13 protein-coding genes and 1 rRNA gene are annotated in these 17,989 nt (G+C 53.8%); 1 reads left to right on the top strand and 13 read right to left on the bottom strand.

All coding sequences use genetic code 11. The features are described 5' to 3' along the window. Both BM181_RS09925 and BM181_RS09920 read right to left on the bottom strand, forming a co-directional pair. Positions 1 to 185 (bottom strand): 16S ribosomal RNA (locus BM181_RS09925); the annotation flags it as partial. Positions 186 to 540: 355 nt separating this feature from the next. After that, positions 541 to 981 carry a hypothetical protein gene (locus tag BM181_RS09920; protein ID WP_075444535.1) on the bottom strand — a complete coding sequence of 147 codons (441 nt, stop codon included), beginning with the start codon at positions 979 to 981 and terminating at the stop codon, positions 541 to 543. A gap of 180 nt (positions 982 to 1,161) precedes the next feature. Here BM181_RS09920 and BM181_RS09915 point away from each other — a divergent pair, with 180 nt between their 5' ends. Continuing rightward, on the top strand, positions 1,162 to 2,421 hold the full coding sequence (locus BM181_RS09915; RefSeq protein WP_075444519.1) for a sensor domain-containing diguanylate cyclase: 1,260 nt from the start codon (positions 1,162 to 1,164) through the stop codon (positions 2,419 to 2,421). A 68-nt stretch (positions 2,422 to 2,489) separates the two neighbouring features. Here the strand turns inward: BM181_RS09915 and BM181_RS09910 are convergent, their stop codons facing one another. The 11 genes from BM181_RS09910 to BM181_RS09860 form a co-directional block, all read right to left on the bottom strand. Further along, positions 2,490 to 3,575, bottom strand: coding sequence for an ABC transporter substrate-binding protein (locus BM181_RS09910; protein ID WP_075444517.1), 1,086 nt, complete (start codon positions 3,573 to 3,575; stop codon positions 2,490 to 2,492). After that, a complete protein-coding gene (locus BM181_RS09905; RefSeq protein ID WP_256211349.1) occupies positions 3,572 to 4,375 on the bottom strand; it encodes an ABC transporter permease in 804 nt (267 codons plus the stop codon). Before BM181_RS09905 ends, BM181_RS09910 begins: the two co-directional genes overlap by 4 nt. Next, entirely contained in the window at positions 4,372 to 5,205 is an 834-nt protein-coding gene (locus tag BM181_RS09900) for an ABC transporter permease (protein ID WP_075444515.1), read from the bottom strand. Before BM181_RS09900 ends, BM181_RS09905 begins: the two co-directional genes overlap by 4 nt. Continuing rightward, the gene (locus BM181_RS09895) at positions 5,198 to 6,268 is read right to left on the bottom strand and encodes an ABC transporter ATP-binding protein (RefSeq protein ID WP_075444513.1); all 1,071 of its coding nucleotides are present in this window, start codon (positions 6,266 to 6,268) and stop codon (positions 5,198 to 5,200) included. Before BM181_RS09895 ends, BM181_RS09900 begins: the two co-directional genes overlap by 8 nt. Before the next feature lie 163 nt (positions 6,269 to 6,431). Further along, positions 6,432 to 8,261: a glutamine--fructose-6-phosphate transaminase (isomerizing) gene (glmS, locus tag BM181_RS09890; RefSeq protein WP_075444511.1), complete on the bottom strand. Its 1,830-nt coding sequence runs from the start codon at positions 8,259 to 8,261 to the stop codon at positions 6,432 to 6,434. A 377-nt stretch (positions 8,262 to 8,638) separates the two neighbouring features. Further along, a complete protein-coding gene (locus tag BM181_RS09885; protein ID WP_075444509.1) occupies positions 8,639 to 10,447 on the bottom strand; it encodes a sensor domain-containing diguanylate cyclase in 1,809 nt (602 codons plus the stop codon). 161 nt (positions 10,448 to 10,608) lie between these two features. Then, entirely contained in the window at positions 10,609 to 12,234 is a 1,626-nt protein-coding gene (gene groL, locus BM181_RS09880) for a chaperonin GroEL (protein ID WP_075444507.1), read from the bottom strand. 24 nt (positions 12,235 to 12,258) lie between these two features. Further along, positions 12,259 to 12,540, bottom strand: coding sequence for a co-chaperone GroES (gene groES / locus BM181_RS09875; protein ID WP_075430000.1), 282 nt, complete (start codon positions 12,538 to 12,540; stop codon positions 12,259 to 12,261). Positions 12,541 to 12,715: 175 nt separating this feature from the next. Next, entirely contained in the window at positions 12,716 to 13,861 is a 1,146-nt protein-coding gene (locus tag BM181_RS09870) for a mannitol-1-phosphate 5-dehydrogenase (RefSeq protein ID WP_075444531.1), read from the bottom strand. Positions 13,862 to 13,956: 95 nt separating this feature from the next. Then, positions 13,957 to 15,855: a PTS mannitol transporter subunit IICBA gene (locus BM181_RS09865; RefSeq protein ID WP_075444505.1), complete on the bottom strand. Its 1,899-nt coding sequence runs from the start codon at positions 15,853 to 15,855 to the stop codon at positions 13,957 to 13,959. 3 nt (positions 15,856 to 15,858) lie between these two features. Further along, complete coding sequence (locus BM181_RS09860; RefSeq protein ID WP_075444503.1) at positions 15,859 to 17,973, bottom strand: BglG family transcription antiterminator; 2,115 nt, start codon at positions 17,971 to 17,973, stop codon at positions 15,859 to 15,861. Between the last annotated feature and the right edge of the window lie 16 nt (positions 17,974 to 17,989).

Raw genomic sequence — 17,989 nt, 5'->3', positions numbered from 1 at the left:
CACAACATTCGGTATTAGCAGTCCTTTCGGACTGTTGTCCCCATCTTTGCGGCAGGTTGTCTACGCGTTACTCACCCGTTTGCCACTCGGTTCTCAAAAGCAAGCTTTCAATCACCTCGTTCGACTTGCATGTGTTAAGCACGCCGCCAGCGTTCGTCCTGAGCCAGGATCAAACTCTCCAATAAATTATATTGAAGAACTCAATCAAGCTCTCAATTATTCTATGGTTCACAAATCACTGAAGTGATTTGTGTAAGCGACTCACAAGCAATTAAAATTGCTGTTCGCTGCTTAAAAGAAATTGCCGATTGCTATGTTGTTCATACCAATCGATGTTTTTTTTCATGAAACCGAAGTTTCATAAACATCTGGCTTGAATCATTTTGCATGATTCATTCTGCATTGTTTAGTTTTCAGAGAACAATCTTGTCATCTTTCGTTCCAGCAATAAGTGCTGTGCGCTGATGACTTGTATTATATTACACGTCTTCAGCGCACTTGTCAACACCTATTTTAAACTTTTTATATATTTTTTTAGTTTTACCAGATTTCTTTCATCAGCGGGCGATATGCCTCATTGAGGAAGTTGATCAACACATCAAACATACCGTAGATTTCATCACCCAAACCAGCAAAATCGTCACCCGGCGTCAACAGGCAAACGTCAAGGATCAATGAACCCGCTGCATCAAAATACAATTTGAATGGTTTGTATTTGAGATTCTGCTCATTAGCCAAACGCAAAACAGCCAGTTCATTCTCTTCCGTTCTTGCCTGCGGCGAAACCTGTACACGAATCATCGAAAAGACACTGTCATCTAAAAGAACCAAAGTTGGCAGCTGCTGCCCCTCGATCAGGACATGCGAACGGAATACCACGGTATGCTGAGCATCCTCTTTGACTTCTTCCATCTGGAACGCTGCCTGTTTGTTTTCATCCTCTGCCAAATACTTTTTAAAAGCTTCTGCCTTCTTATTCATCGTATCCTCCTTATTCTCGTTCATAAAAATTCTGCTTTTCACATTATACTAAGATTCTTCATAAATACAGATACTCCTTTTTTCTTTTGGCAGGAATTTGCTCTCCATATCACGAATTCTATCAAAAAATGATAAGCATTTTTTCCTGTTGTCATTTTACATACTTTCAGGTGATACGTAATGATAGATAAGAATCAACGGACACTGTCCCATAGCCTGCTGCTTTGTGTGTTCTGTTTGTTCACCACGCTCGTCATCCAGGCAGCGACAACCTACGCTTTATATCGAAGTGCACTTACTTTCCAGCAGGCATACATCCAGCATACAATCGACAACATCCTGCTCAATATCGACGTTTTGCGTGACAATATCGAAAAACGCCACGCAGAAATGAACGCTCCCGTTACCGACGCACAAATCCGCAGCGAGGTGGAAGATATCCTGCGCAGCGTATTCTACGAAGCCAGCAACGAAGACGGCAGTTACATCTGGATTAACGAAGTGATTGATTACAACGGCGGCGATAACTATGCCCGCCGGCTGATTCATCCCAACCTGCGTGAAACCGAGGGCATGTTACTCTCCACCTATACGCCTGATGCAAAAGGGAACCTGCCCTATCGCACAGAGCTTGAAGGTGTCCGCGACCACGGTTCACTGTTCTACAGCTATTATTTCAAGGACCTCGGTACTGATACGGTATCGCAAAAGCTCAGTTACGCGCGGCTCTATCCTGACTACAACTGGATTGTCTGCATGGGAATTCCCTATCATGCTGTCTGGGAAAACATCTACACAGGTTCTACCAAGCTCAAAGTCATCATGCTCTGCGGCTATCTGCTTTCCATCTTTGGCATCATCATCACCGCCCTTTATGCCTTGCGTCTTTATCGCCAGCAGCATCGTCTCCAGCAGGATGAACTCAATATCTTGCAGCATGCTATTGCCACCGATAGCCTCACCCAGGCCCGCAGCCGTCATTACGGAGCCGAACGTTTGAAAGAACTTTTCTCTATCTACCACCACAACGGATCAAATACGATAATCGCAATGTTCGATATCGATCATTTCAAGACCGTCAACGATACCTACGGCCATGACTTTGGCGACATCGTCCTGCGCGATACCGTCCAGCAGATCAAGCAAAACGTCCGGCAAGAGGATTGTCTCATCCGCTGGGGCGGCGATGAATTTATCCTGATCCTTTCAATGATGACACATACGGAACTTGAGCATCATCTGCAACGTCTCAACACCTGCATACGCACACATAGTTTCATCACGCCTGACGGTGCAAAGCATCCAGTCACGATTTCGCTGGGCGCAACCTGTTTCCAGAAAGATGACACCTCTTCCGATGATGTGATAAAGCGCGTAGACCACGCACTCTATCAAGCAAAAAAGATCCGCGATACCTTTTGTATCAGCGATTCCTTTTGAATATCCGTTTTCATGATAAAAACAGCCGGGCAGCTGCAAAAGCACTGTCCGGCTGTTTCTTCATTCTATCATTCAACTTTGACTTGCAGCCACAAACTCGTATATAGCTTGTCGAGCTCTTTCCCCAAATAGCTATAAGTTTCCTGTCCATGGTAGACTTCCTCCGGCGGAAATGCCACCTCCAGGTATCCTTCCATGTCTTCGTTTTCTTCTTCCTGTTCCCGTACCGCAAGATTTGGCGTGGAATAGCCCAAGCTCTCAAAATTCTTGGCCGCAATATCCGGACGGCAGATGAAATTGATGAACTTATGGGCATTTTCCACATGCCGCGCATTCTTGGGGATGACCCAGGAATCGATGAAGAGGTTCGTCCCCTCTTTGGGTGCCGGGCAGAACCGCAGATCCGGATTGGCTTTCATCAGATTGATGGCCTCCCCCGAGAAAATGACCCCGAGAGCCGCCTCCCCGGAGCTCAGCTTGTCACGGATATCATCGACACCATACGCCTGCACCAGCGGTTTCTGCGCGATAAGCATATCCCGCGCTGCCTGCAGCTGCTGCGGATCCTTCGTATTCATCGAATGCCCCTGCAAGCGCAGCGGAATCATGAACGCGTCGCGGGCAGAATCCTGCATGAGGATCTCGCCCTTGTACTTGGGATTCCAAAGGATCGACCAGCTGTCAACGGGTTCATCGACCATGCGGATATTGTACATGATGCCGACAGTTCCCCAGCAATAGGGAACATTATGGATATGTCCCTTATCGAAGGCCTCCGACTGGCGGAAGAAATCCTCGCCTATATACTCCGTGGCATTCGGCAGCTGGCTGAAATCCAAAGGCTGCAGCAGATTGTTCTCGATAAGCTTCTGGATCATATAATCCGACGGACAGAGCACATCGTAGTTCTCTGCCCCCTCAGCTACCCGCGGATACATGCTCTCATTCGTGTCGAACTCATCGAGGATCACATGGATCCCCGTCTCCTCCTCGAACTGCTCCAGCACCTCCGGCGAGAGATAGTCGCCCCAGCTGTATACATAGAGGACATCATCGCCCTCCTCCTGCTCCTCGGCAAACATGTCACAGCCAGCCAGAAGCATGCTTGCGCCAAACAGCGCGACCAGCAGCAGGCTGCGCCAATACTTCGTCATACGCCCGCCTCCCTTTTCTCAGCCTTGCGATACCGGCGGATCATGCGGTAATTGAACAACAGCAAGGTAACCAGCACGATGACCGCCACAAAGAACAAGGTCGACAGGGCATACATCTCCGGATGGATGCCGAGCTTGATCTCCGCATAGATTTCCGTCGTCAATGTTTCGATGCCCGCTCCCTTGGTGAAATACGTGACGATGAAGTCGTCCGCCGACATCGCAAAGGACAGCAGGAAAGCCGCCATGATGCCAGGCCTCAACTCCGGCAGGATGACCTTGCGGAAAGCCTGCAGCGGTGTAGCTCCCAGATCCAGAGCCGCCTCATAACAAACACGATCCATGCTGAGTACCTGCGGCAGGATGCAGAGCATCGCATAAGGAAGATTGATGACCACATGCGCCATGAGTATCGTATCATAGCCAAGGCGCAGGCCAAGGCCCAAGAACAACAACATGAGGGAAATACCCGTGACGATATCCGCATTGAGCAGCGGGATGTTTGCCAGCCCGCGGAAGAAAATACGGCCGTGGCTCCCCATGCGGCGCAGGCCCAAAGCTGTCACCAAAGCCAGCAGGGTGGCCAGCGACGCCGACAGCACACCGATGGACAGGGTATTCAAGAAGGCATTCACGATGTCCTCGTTCGCAAATAGGGCGATATACCAATCCCAGGTAAAGCCTGTCCAATGGCCACGATAGCGGCTGGCATTGAAGGACTGGGCGATCAGCACGGCAATCGGCGCATACATGAACAGGACAACCAGTCCCAGATAGAGCTTCTTCCCTTTCGCCATCATGCCTTCACCTTCTTTCGCTGGTCTTCCGTATCTGTAAAGGCCTCAAGCAGGATATTCAGGATGATGAAGACCATCAGGACCATCGACAGGGCACTGCCGAGCTGCCAATCGTAAGCAGCCGTGAACTCCTGCTCGATGATATTGCCCACGAGCAGGATCTTGTTGCCGCCCAGCAAGGCACTTATCACGAAGGTCGTGAGCGCGGGAATGAAGACCATGGTGCAGCCGCTCACGATCCCCGGCATGGATAGCGGCAGCATGACGTGCCGGAACGTCTGCCAGCGGTTCGCCCCCAGATCCCAAGCCGCTTCGATGACACTGTGGTCGATGCGTGAGATTGCCACATAGAGCGGCAGCACCATGTACGGCAGGAAATTATAGACCATGCCAATGACGATTGCCAGCGGCGTATTGATGATCGTCATGTCGGGCAGGCCGCAGAACCGCAAAAACATATTGAGGATACCGTTCTTCTCAAGGATGGTCTGCCAGGCCATCGTCGTCAGCAGGGAATTCATCCACAGGGGCAGCAGGAACAGCAGGAAGATCATGATTCCCTTCATCCGCCGCAATTGCTGCAAGATCAAGCAAAGCGGATAAGCCATGACCAGGCAGATCACCGTGCTGATCAAGGCCAGCTCCGCCGATAAGCCCAGCGCCTTCAGATATTCCCACTGCAAGACCACCTGCAGATTCGCCAGCGTGAAAACACCCGCCTCATCCGTCAGTCCATGCCAGAGCACGAAAAAGAGTGGCAGGATGATGAACAGCGCCGCCCAGATGCCAAACGGCACAGTGAACAACCGCTGCAAGGATTTGGAATTATTCATCAGACACGGCCTCCTCATCTTCCGAGGCCGGTTTCGCCATGATCTGGATATTAGCCGGAGCCAAGCGGATGCCGACCTCCGCCCCCTGCTCGTGACCGGTGATGGTCTGCACGAGCCAGGAGAAGCCGCCCGCCTCGATCGTGATGTCGTAGACAGTGCCCTTGAACACCACCTGGCGGATGATTCCGCGGAACTGCCCGTCTGCCGGTGCACAGATCTGGATGTCCTCCGGACGGATCTGCACATCGACCGGCACATTCTCGCCAAAGCCCGTATTGATGCAGGGGATATCCTTGCCGAGCAGATGCACGAGCTTATCGCGCACCATGACGCCGTCGATGATATTGCTGTCACCGATGAAGTCCGCCACAAAGGCGTTCTCCGGCTCGTTGTAGACGCTCTCCGGCGTACCGATCTGCTGGATCCAGCCCTGGTTCATGACCACGACAGTATCGGACATCGACAAAGCCTCCTGCTGGTCGTGCGTGACAAAGATGAACGTGATGCCGAGCTCTTTCTTGAGCTTGACGATCTCACGCTGCATATTCTGGCGCAGCTTGAGGTCGAGCGCAGAAAACGGCTCATCCAGCAAAAGCACCTTCGGCTCGTTGACCACAGCCCGCGCTATGGCAATGCGCTGCTGCTGGCCCCCTGACATCTGCGTGACCCGCGCGTGCTCATAGCCGTCAAGATTGACAAGTTTCAGTGCGTATTTTATCTTATCCTTGATGTAGCTGGCACTCTTGCCCTTGAGCTTGAGGCCGAAGGCGATATTTTCCGCTACATCCATATGGGAAAACAGCGAGTACTTCTGAAAGACCGTGTTGACCTGACGCTTCTCCGGCTGCAGCCGCGTGATGTCCTGTCCATCGAACAGGATGCGGCCACTGTCCGGCGTCTCAAAGCCGCCGATCATGCGCAGGATTGTCGTCTTGCCACAACCTGACGGCCCCAACAAGGTAAGGAATTCGTTCTCATGTACCGTGAGATTGAGATCTTCCAGGATCTGCCGGTCTTCATAAGATTTATTGATATGTTCAAGTTTCAGTAATTCTCTTGCCAATTCTTCTCATTTACCCTCCTGTACTGCCAAAAGTGAACGCCTTCTATTTTATCACGAAACCGTTCAATACAAAAGAATCTTTTCCGACGAAAAAAATCCCGTCCGTATCCACGATACGAACGGGATTCTATGCTTGACCGGTCAAAAGGTTTGACCCGTCAGATTACTCAACCGTAACCGATTTTGCAAGGTTGCGCGGTTTATCAACATCACAGCCGCGCGTAATAGCGGCATAATAAGCCAGGAGCTGCAGCGGTACGACCGTGAGGATCGGGATCAGGAGCTCATCCGTCTCCGGAACCTTCATGACATGATCGACATACTTCTCGAGCTCCTCGTCACCCTCGGCAGCGATACCGATGACGACAGCATCACGGGCTTTGACCTCTTTGATGTTCGACAGCGTCTTCTCATAAACGCTCTTCTGCGTAGCCAGCGCAATGACCGGTACACCTTCGACAATCAGGGCCAGCGTGCCGTGCTTGAGCTCACCAGCTGCATAAGCCTCGGCATGGATGTAGGAGATTTCCTTGAGCTTCAGCGAACCCTCGAGGGCTACATCGTAGTCAAGGGAACGGCCGATATAGAAGACATCTTCGTTGAAGCCATACTGTTTCGCAAAGGTCTTGATTGGCTCGACATCCTCCAGCGTGCGGCTGACCTGCGTCGGAATCTGATGGAGCATATCGATGAGTTCAGCTACGCGCTCCGGCTTCAGCGTCTGTTTGATCTGGGCCATGTAAAGCGCCAGCATGAAGAACAGGACGATCTGCGTCGTATAAGCCTTGGTCGAAGCAACGGCGATCTCCGGGCCAGCCCAGGTGTAGAGCACCTGATCTGCCTCGCGGGCAATCGACGAACCGACAACATTCGTAAGTGCCAGCGTCTTCGCCCCCAGGCGTTTGGATTCCTTCATAGCAGCGAGCGTATCGCTCGTCTCGCCCGACTGAGAAACTGCAATGAACAGCGTGTTCTCATCGACGATCGGCTCACGATAACGGAACTCCGAAGCCACATCGACTTCGACAACCGTACGGGCAAGTTTCTCGATATAATATTTACCTACCAGGCCAGCATGATAAGCCGTGCCGCAGGCAACGATATAGATCTTGTTGAACGAGTTCAGATAGTCAGCGTCCCATTTGAGCTCATCCATGATGATGCTCTTGCCGTCTTTGGCAATGCGCTGGCTCATGGTGTCACGGACAGCCTTCGGCTGCTCGTGGATCTCCTTGAGCATGAAGTGCTCATAGCCGCCCTTCTCAGCAGCTTCGGCATTCCAGTTGACCTCGAAGACTTTCTTGGTCACCGGCTCACCCTGACGGTTGGAGATCTTGATGGAATCCTTCGTGAGGACAGCCATCTCACCGTCGTTGAGGATGTAAGTACGGCGCGTGTACTGGATGATAGCCGGGATATCGGACGCGATGAAGTTCTCGCCCTCGCCCAGACCGATGACCAGCGGGTTGTCCTGCTTCGCACAGATCAGCATCCCCGGGTGCTTGCTGCTCATGAATACGAGTGAGTAAGAACCCTCGACGCGGCGCAGCACCTCGCGTACCGACGAAACGAAATCGCCGTTATAGACCTCTTCGATGAGATGCGCAACGACTTCCGTATCCGTCTCAGATTTGAATACGTGCCCCTTCTCGATGAGGTCTTCCTTGAGCGTCAGGTAGTTCTCGATGATGCCGTTATGGACGACGACGAAATCACCGGAACAATCCGTATGCGGATGGGAGTTGCGGTCCGACGGACGGCCATGGGTTGCCCAACGAGTATGGCCGATACCCATCGTGCCCTGCGGCATATCGTCCTTGATCTTGTCCTTCAAGGACGCCAGACGGCCAACACTTTTCTCCACGCGGATGCTCTCGCCATTGAATACAGCGATACCAGCCGAGTCGTAACCACGATACTCGAGCTTGGCAAGACCCTCGAGCAGGAAATTTGCTGCCTGCTTGTCACCGACATAACCTACGATACCACACATAATAGTACCTCCTATGAAATTGTACTATTCCTGCTGTGTCCTCCATCCGCTCTTCCCCCAGGCTCGCACCTGGGCTTTAACAGATCTCTATCGACCGGACCGGCCGGAAGGCATCCGCTGACTATTCGACAACCTTCTCCTCGTCTTCTCCGAAGCAAACCGTACGCTTCGGAGAGCATGCGCTAGGAATATCATTCCTTTTCCTACACCAGAACAACAGGATATTCTTTTCTGGATTTTCTTCTATTTTCGCGCATCGATGAATTTATCAATGCTTGCTTATTATAACCAATCCCCCTATATAAGTCAATACTTCCGCCTGGCAGACATGACAAAGGATGTCCCTTGCCGTAAAGGACATCCTTGCATTTCTTTTCTCAGCCTGCGGTCACTACCCGGTCTTTTCCCGTATGCTTCGCCTCATAAAGCGCCTTATCCAAGCGCTGATAGAAGACAGGGAACGTCTCGTTCGCCTGTATCTGGGCAACGCCGGCACTGACGGTGATGAAACCGCCATCCGGCAGCACGGGAGCCTCGCGCAGAGCGGCCCGAATGCGTTCCCCCACCTCTGCTGCATAAGCTGCAGCCGTATCGGGCAATAGCACCAGGAATTCTTCGCCGCCCCAGCGCCCCGCGTAATCGTGGCTCCGCACGCAGCTGCGCAATACTTCGGCCAGCCGGATAAGCACCCGGTCACCCACGTCATGCCCAAAGGTGTCATTTATCTTCTTGAAATTGTCAATGTCGAGCAGGATCCCTGCAAAGACACGATCCTGCTCTTTGCTTTGCCGCACCAACTCCTGCAGATGCTGCTCCACCTCGCCGCGATTCAGCAGCTGCGTCAGCCGGTCCATGCTGGCCATCGCCGACAGCCGCTTGTTGGCCTCCGCCAATTTATCATTCACCTCGACCAGCTGCGCCGCCAGGGCTTCCTGTTCCTGGGAGCTTACCGTCACGAAATGTGCCAGGCGGTGGACCATTGACAAATGTCCTTGGAAGTCCTGATTGGCCAGGCTGTCTACCACCCGCTTGCGTTCCTGGCGCTTGCCAACGTCTTCGCAAAAGGCCACCGCCACAAATGTGATTGTCAAGGTATTGATATTGCGTCCCTGCCGCAGGAACTCCCCATAGGTATGGCAAACAGCCGTCGGCGCGATTTTCCGATACCACTCGATTTCCAGCTTCTCCGCCTCACCGACATAGAAATGCCGGCCAATGCAGCTGATCAGCAGAATGCCCTCCGGCCCAAACGCCTGGACCTGCTGGCCAGTATACAGCGCCTGCTGGATGATGGCCTGGGGATCGCCATAGGACAGCCGCACCTTCTCCCCGGTCTGCAGGTCAGCCGCAAAGGTCAGCGCATCCGCGTCCGTCCTGCCGATCGACGGCCGCGCCAGCAGATAGCCCTCACGCTCGACCAGCAGCGGGAACTCCGACACATTGAAGCTATGGAAATCTTCGCGATCGACGCCCAGATATTTCTCATAGACATGCGCAGCCGGCTTATGGTCGATAGCCGCCACTGTGTAGTCATCCACCATCTCCGTGATGGTCATCGTCTTCCCTAAAGGACGCCAGCCCATGCTGTCTGCCACCAGGATCTTGAGCTTGCGGCTGACAAAAGCGGCCACCAGGATGCCCTGGTCCACAATGCCTTCCTGTGAGAAAACAAACGGCACTTCCTCTTGGACCGCTGCATATGCCCCGCCGCCAAAGACAGGCACATCGCTGACTTTTTCCGCCAAGACCTGCAGGAAGGGACGGACAGCAAAAGTCTCTGCTGTGACCAATAGCTCAAGGCCAGCCAGATGCTGTGTTTCCTGGCAACAGCCGGCCAGCGTCTGACCGACTTTGCGCTGCCAAGCCTGTTCCTCCTCCTGTGCCTGCCGCGCAAAGGAATGGAGCTTTACCTGGGTATCCCGGAACACCATGATGCAGAGTTGTGTCTTCCGCTTCTGCCAATCCTCGATGACGGGAAGTTCCGAAGTGACCGTCCCTATGATCTTTGCCTGCGGCAAGACAGCGGCGATCTTCCCCACCATGCCGGTGACAATTTCCCGGTCACAGATACAGGTAAAGACCTGCACCAAGATATCGGCATACTGTTCCGGGCAATGCTGGAGGAAATCTTCCAAGATCTCCTCCAGCCCCGTAAGTCCATAAAAATCATAAGCAAACTGCTTCATAGCCACACCTTCTTTCCATTCTGAAATTCATAAGGTATCTTATGATACCAAACAATTATTAGTTTGTCGATATTTTTATTATCAAAAGCAAAAACAGGCTATGGGCAATCCTGCCCATAGCCTGTTTTCCAACAATCACATACTCGTTATGCGATTTTTCCTTACATCATGCCCGGCATGCCCATGCCCGGTGCAGCTGCCGGAGCAGCCGGCTTCTCTTCCGGTTTATCAGCGACGAGCGTCTCCGTCGTGAGAACCATGGAAGCGATGGATGCTGCATTCTGCAGAGCAGAGCGCGTAACCTTAGCCGGATCGACGATACCAGCCTTGATCATGTCAACATACTCGTTCTTGAGTGCGTTGAAGCCAATGCCGTCGCCAGCCTTCTTGACGTTTTCAACAACGATAGAGCCCTCGAGGCCAGCATTGTTGGCAATCTGGCGGACCGGCTCTTCGATAGCACGGCGAACGATGTTTACGCCGACTTTCTCATCGCCTTCAGCCTGGATTTTATCCAGTGCCGGCAGGATGTCGATGAAGGTCGTGCCGCCGCCTGCGACGATACCTTCCTCAACAGCTGCACGCGTAGCGTTGAGCGCATCCTCGATACGGTATTTCTGGTCTTTCATCTCAACTTCCGTTGCAGCGCCGATTTCGATGACAGCTACACCGCCAGCGAGTTTAGCCAGGCGCTCCTGGAGTTTCTCTTTATCGAAGTCAGAGGTCGTCTCAGCGATCTGTTTCTTGATCTGAGCAACGCGAGCTGCGATGGCATCCTTATCGCCAACGCCATCAACGATCGTCGTCTCCTCTTTCGTGGAGCGGATCTGACGAGCACGGCCGAGGTCTTCGAGCGTTACGCTATCGAGTTTGCGGCCGAGTTCCTCGCTGATGACATTACCGCCCGTCAGGATAGCGATATCCTCGAGCATAGCCTTGCGGCGGTCACCAAAGCCCGGAGCCTTGACAGCCAGAGCCTTGAACGTGCCACGAAGTTTGTTGACAACAATCGTCGTCAGTGCCTCACCGTCAACATCCTCAGCGATGATAGCAAGCTGCTTGCCCTGTTTTACAACCTGCTCGAGAATCGGCAGGATATCAGCGATAGCAGAAATCTTGCGGTCCGTGATGAGGATGTACGGATCCTCAAGGACTGCTTCCATCTTATCCGTATCCGTTACGAGGTACGGGGAGATGTAGCCACGGTCAAACTGCATACCTTCAACAACGGAGAGGTTCGTCGTCATGGACTTAGATTCCTCAACCGTGATGACGCCGTCTTTGCCGACCTTCTCCATAGCCTCAGCAATCAGTTCGCCCGTCTCTTCGTTAGCAGAGGAAATGGATGCAACCTGAGCGATATCAGCCTTGCCATCGACTTTCTTAGCCTTCGTCTTGATTTCCTCGACGAGAGCCTTGACAGCCGTATCGATACCCTTTTTGATGATCATCGGGTTAGCACCAGCGACAACGTTGCGCATACCTTCCTGGATCATAGCCTGTGCCAAGAGCGTTGCCGTCGTCGTACCGTCACCAGCGATATCGTTGGTCTTCGTAGCAACCTCTTTCACGAGCTGTGCGCCCATGTTCTCGAACGGATCCTCGAGCTCAATATCACGAGCGATCGTGACACCATCATTCGTAATCGTCGGTGCGCCGAATTTCTTTTCCAGAACAACGTTGCGGCCCTTAGGTCCAAGCGTTACTTTTACAGCATTAGCCAGTGCATCAACACCGCGGCCCAGTGCGCGGCGTGCATCTTCATCAAACAGAATCTGTTTAGCCATTTATATTACCTCCAAAAGTCTATCTTACAGTACAGCCAGGATGTCGCTCTCGCGGACGATCAGGTACTCTTTGTCGTCAACCTTGACTTCCGAACCGGAATATTTGGAGAAGACAACAACGTCGCCAGCTTTGACTTCCATAGCAGCGCGCTCACCATTCTCGAGCAGCTTGCCAGTGCCTACAGCAACAACCGTGCCCTTCTGCGGCTTCTCTTTGGCCGTATCCGGCAGTACAATGCCGCTGGCGGTCTTTACATCGCCCTCAGAAACTTCAATGACAACTCTTTCGCCCAATGGCTTAATCATAGGTATCTTCCTCCTATATAATGGAATAACAAAGTTATCTTGTTAGCACTCACTAAACCCGAGTGCTAACTACAATTCTTATAGTAACCGTTCTTAGTCAAAATGTCAATAAGCAAACAAAAAATAGTCAAAAAATCAAAAAGGCCTTCCCGCTTGGAAAGACCCTTGATTTCCCTTAGAATCCTGCCGTTTTGTTCTCCACCATGCGGAAGAGTTCCGAGTTCTCCGGGATTTCGGTATAGTTATGGATGGCGCGGTGCAGTCCCTCGCGCTGGATGCCCTGCTGTACTTCCTGCGCCTCCTTATCGCCCTCATAGTCAAAATGGAAGGCTGCGCCGATGACCGTCGCCAGGGCTGCTGGTTTCTGTCCCTGCGCTAAGAGCTGGGATGCGGGGCTCACGAGACGATCCTTGGCGCCAAGCTTGCGTTTCGGCCCGCGGGCTACCCGCGTGACTTCATCGGAAAGATGCGGATTGCGGAAACGGCTCTCCGTCGTCTCGATATACTTCCTATGCGTTTCGGGATTGAAGCCGAATTTCTTGATGAGCAGGCTGCCCGTTTCTGCCCAGACCTGACGGGCCATATCGACAATGCTCTTATCCTGCATAGCCGTATAGATATCCTTGATGCCCTTGCGATAGGCCAGATAAGCAATCGAAGCATGCCCCGTATTGACCGTAAACAATTTACGCTCGATATACGCCTCGAGATTTTCCACCCAGGTAAGACCTTCAATCTGCGGCGGCTCGCCCTTAGCCTGGGTCACATCGGCATCCCATTCCGCATAGGGCTCGACCTTCACGAGCAGCGGATCGTCGTTCTTCTGCAGCGGCACGATGCGGTCGACAGCGGCATCGGGGAACCCGATCCAAGCATCGCACATCGCCCGCTCATCTGCCGAGAGATGCTCATAGACATGCTTCTTGAGCACCGTGGAGCCGCCCACCATATTCTCACAGGCGATGATATTGAGCGGCACCTGCCTGCGTCTCAGGCGGCGCGCCAAGCCCTTGGCGATATTCGGGGCAATGAACTTCAGGATATTCGGCCCGATGGCCGTCGTGATGATGTCTGCCTGCTCGATGGCCTGCATGAGTGCCTCAGGGTCCTCCTCGCTATTGATGGCCCGCACATGCGCCACATGGGTTTTCTGCGGCTGCTCACCGACGATCTCGATATCGTAGCCTCTGCGCGCATTGATAAGGTCAACGAGCTCCTTATTGACATCGACAAATGCCACCTCATAGCCCGAGCGGACCAACAGCTCGCCGATAAATCCTCTGCCGATATTGCCAGCGCCAAAATGTACTGCCTGTTTCATCTTGAATTCCTCCATACAAAAAGCCCTTCCCCGCCAACAGGCAGCCCGAGGCTATCCTGTCTGACGGAAAAGGGACATGTCAGTTTGTGATTTATTTATGCCAGCGCAAAGCGCTCGTAAAGAACTTTAGGGTCTGTCGTATGATAGAGCGTATCAAGCTCTGCCTCTGTACACTCATCCATCGTAGCGGCAATATTGGCGAGGATGGACAGATGGTCGTTATCCTTGCCAGCGATGCCGACGAGCAGATAGGCCATATCCTTGCCAAACTTGATGCCTTGGGGATACTGCAGGACAACAATGCCTGACTCACGGATAGAGCTTTTGACGCTATTCTCGCCATGCGGGATGGCAATGCCGCGCCCGACGTAGGTGCTGATATCCTTCTCACGGTTCAGCATCCCCTCGATGTAGGGCTCATCCACATAGCCTGCGGCCGCCAATGCCTCACCAGCCTGACGGATGGCTTCTTCCTTCGTGACGCTTGTGAGCCCCAGCTGGATATTCGTCATATCCAGGATATGACGTTCCTTCGCACCATGCTGGCCAGCCACGAGGACGCCTGCATGACTGCTTGCCGCCGTTTTCGGTTCGAGCCGCGCCATGATCTGCTCGAAGACGTCGTTCTGCGTGAAGTTGCGGACCAGGATGTGCTCAGCCTGCGGCGCGTCCTCCATAGCCCGCTGGGCCAGCTTTTCATGGGTGACGACAATCTGTGCCGTCTGCGGAATGCTGCCGATAGCCGCGTTCGTGACCGAGATATCCTCGTAACCTGCCTTGCGCAGCTTCTTGCGCAGGCTGGCCGCACCCAGGGCACTTGACCCCATGCCGGCATCGCAGGCATAGACGATCGTGCGCAGCTCTGCACCGCTGACCTTGACCTCCGGCATCACCTTGCCGCGATTCTTCAGCGCCTGCATATCTGCCTGCGCATCCTTGAGGGATTCCTCGCTCTCCTCACTGGCCGAAGCCTTGACGAATACCGATGCGACCGCACAGGAGACCGTCGTCGCCACGAGGAAATCGGCGACATTTGCCAGGAAGGCACCTTTCGGCGTCATAGCCAGCACCGCAAGGATCGATCCCGGCGAAGCCGGAGCAATGAGACCGCCGCCCAAGAACTGCAGCGTAGCAACACCAGCCATTCCACCAGCAATGACGGCCAGCAGCAGTACAGGTTTCATCAGCACATACGGGAAATAGATCTCATGGATGCCGCCCAGCACATGGATGATGATAGCACCCGGCGTCGAATCCTTGGCCATACCCTTGCCGAAGAACCAGTAGGCCAGCAGGACACCAAGGCCAGGGCCAGGGTTGGCCTCCAGCAGGAAGAACATCGACTTGCCGAACTCCTCAGCCTGCTGGATGCCCAGCGGCGACAGGACGCCATGGTTGATGGCATTGTTGAGGAACAGGATCTTCGCCGGCTCGATGATGATGGATGCCAGCGGCAGCAGGCCGACGGCGACAATCCCCTCCACGCCTGCACGCAGCACACCATTGGCCGCCAGCACCACTGGCCCGACACCGACAAAGGCCAGCACAGCGAGGATCCCGCCGATGATACCCGCCGAGAAGTTGTTCACCAGCATCTCAAAGCCCGTAGGAATCTGATCCTCGATGGCCTTGTCGAATTTCTTGATGACGAAACCGCCGAGCGGCCCCATGATCATAGCCCCGAGGAACATCGGGATGTCCGCACCCGCGATGACTCCCGAGGTAGCGATAGCGCCGAGAACGCCGCCGCGATGACCATAGACCGCCGCACCGCCGCTATAACCGAGCAGCAGTGGGATGAGCCATTTGCTCATCGGCCCGCCCACCTGGGCCAGGTATTCATTCGGCAGCCAGCCCGTCGGAATGAACAGGGCTGTCAGCAAGCCCCAGGCGATGAATGCGCCGATGTTCGGCAGCACCATGCCCGATAGGAAACGTCCGAATTTCTGCATGGCCTCTTGTACACCATGATTTGAGCTCCTTGTCGTGCTCATGGATTATCCCCCCAATAATTCCCGATATTTCTTGGCATGGAACTCACGGAAGATATGCGTGAGTTCCTCTTTGATAAGTTTCTGATCCCCCTCGTGCAGGACCTCGATAAGGCCCCAGCGTTCCAAGAGGATTGCTGAAATATGTCCAATGGTTTCCAATTCATAGCAGCTGCCCGCTGCTGGTGCCAGCATGACTATGGCTGTCCGGATCTTCTCCGTGGGTTCAGCCGGATACAGGAACCAGCTGCCGAGGTGGACAATGCCGAACTGCAAGCGCGTGACAACCGAGCTGCGGCAATGCAGCAGGATCATGCTGCTGCCAGTGATCGCGGTACTCCCCTGATCTTCGCGACTCAGCAATGCCCGCTTGATGCCCTCTGCCTGCCTATCGTCACTGCCCACCAGACGGCCGACCCCTTCGGCCACCTCCTGGACCGTCATGGAGGCTCCATCTTCATAAAAGAAGAAGTTATCCAGCAGGCTCAGGATTGCAGTATCATAAGCCTGCATGATGCGGAGCGCCGCCGCAAAATCCGGCTTTGCCTGTGCCTTGCCCGCCGCCCGCGCTTCGACTCTGGCTTCCTCACATTGTCCGAGCAGCTCATCGATGCACAGCTGATCTTCCTTGGTCAGCAGGGCGCTCACCACCGCCACCGGCAAAGGTACGTGCGGGATCGGCACCGTCGCCACGATGAACTCCGCCTCATGGCTGCTGAAATACTCCGGCGTCAGCTGCAGCGTCGACACCTGATCGGCAATGACCAGATTGTCGTATTGCTGCCGCAGGCGGCTGGCCAGCAGCCGACTCGTGCCCATCCCCGTCGGGCAGGCAACGATGACCGTATGCTCCAGTTTCTTCAGCATATTGCTGTCGGTAAGTGCTGCACTCAGATGCATGGCGATGAAAGCGATCTCGGATTCCGGAAAGGCAAGCTCCAGCTCCTTTTCCACCTCGCGTACGCTCTTCTTCGCCAGCTGCATGAGCTCAGGAAACTTCGCCTTCATCTCATCAAGCAGCGGATTGCGGATATCCATCTGCATCTGCAGACGGCTTATCGACGGACCAAGATGATTGACAAGACCAGTGAGCAGCTCCGAATTGCGGTACAGGCTGACGCCTGTCTCCTCCTCAGCGGCCTTCATGATAGCCTTGGCCAGCCGCACCAGATGGAAGTTATCCAGCACGGCGTCGGTGGCTTCATTGTCCCGGTAGCGGCTGCGCGCTCCCAGAAGATGCATCGTGATATACCCGATCTCATCCTCAGTGATCGGCAGCTCAAACTCCTTAGCGATCTCTGCCGCGATATGCCCTGCCGTCTGGAATTCTTGCTTCTGCTTCAGCTCCGCCAGGAATCCCGGCCGGATATGGATGCGCTCCTGCTTGCGGATGCGCTGGACGGCCAGTGCCAGATGCACCGTCAAGCCGATGAAGGCCTGATCCGACAAACGCGTCTCCAGTTCCTTCTCCGCCTGGCGGATCAGCCGCTCCAGACGATGGATGATTTCCTTGTCGACCAGATCGAGCAGATAGCCTGCTGCCTGGTTGACTTTTTCCTGCTCGTCCGCGAGATTGGCGTGGACGAGCTCCAATAATTCATTTTCTTCAATATTATCATAGATGTATGCGACGATTGACTGCCGGATACTCTGCTCCTCGCCCTCGACGTAGACACCCAGCCCCGGCTTGCGGACAAGCTTCAGCCCATGTCCCTTAAACCAGCCTTCGAGCTTGTCGAGGTCGTTGCTGATGGTACTGTCTGTCACTCCGAGAAGTGATGATAAGGCAAAGAGCTTCACCGGCTCATGACTTGGCAGCAAGCGGCTCACGATGATCGATTGCCGCTCCTGCGGTGTATAATTGTGGTCATTCACCTGCCCCAAAGATTCCTTCAAAGACGCAATGGCATCCTCGGCACCAGCGATGGCAAATCCTGCCCCTTTCTTCTTGTTCAAGGCAAGGCCATATTTCTCCAACGCACCTGCCACCCCCGGCAGTTCGCGCGAAATGGTCTTCGCACTGACCCCGAGATTCTCCGCCAGCTCTCCTGCTGTCGTGAACGGGCGCTGTCCATCCACGAGCAGCTTGAGGATTGCCGCGGTACGTTCTTTTACATTCATCCTGTTGCCTCCTATG

The sequence above is a fragment of the Pseudoselenomonas ruminantium genome (genome assembly GCF_900113715.1).
GTDB classification, from domain to species: domain Bacteria; phylum Bacillota; class Negativicutes; order Selenomonadales; family Selenomonadaceae; genus Selenomonas_A; species Selenomonas_A caprae.
The sequence above is the reverse complement of the archived record's forward strand: the minus strand, read 5'-3'. Positions and strand labels throughout refer to the sequence as shown.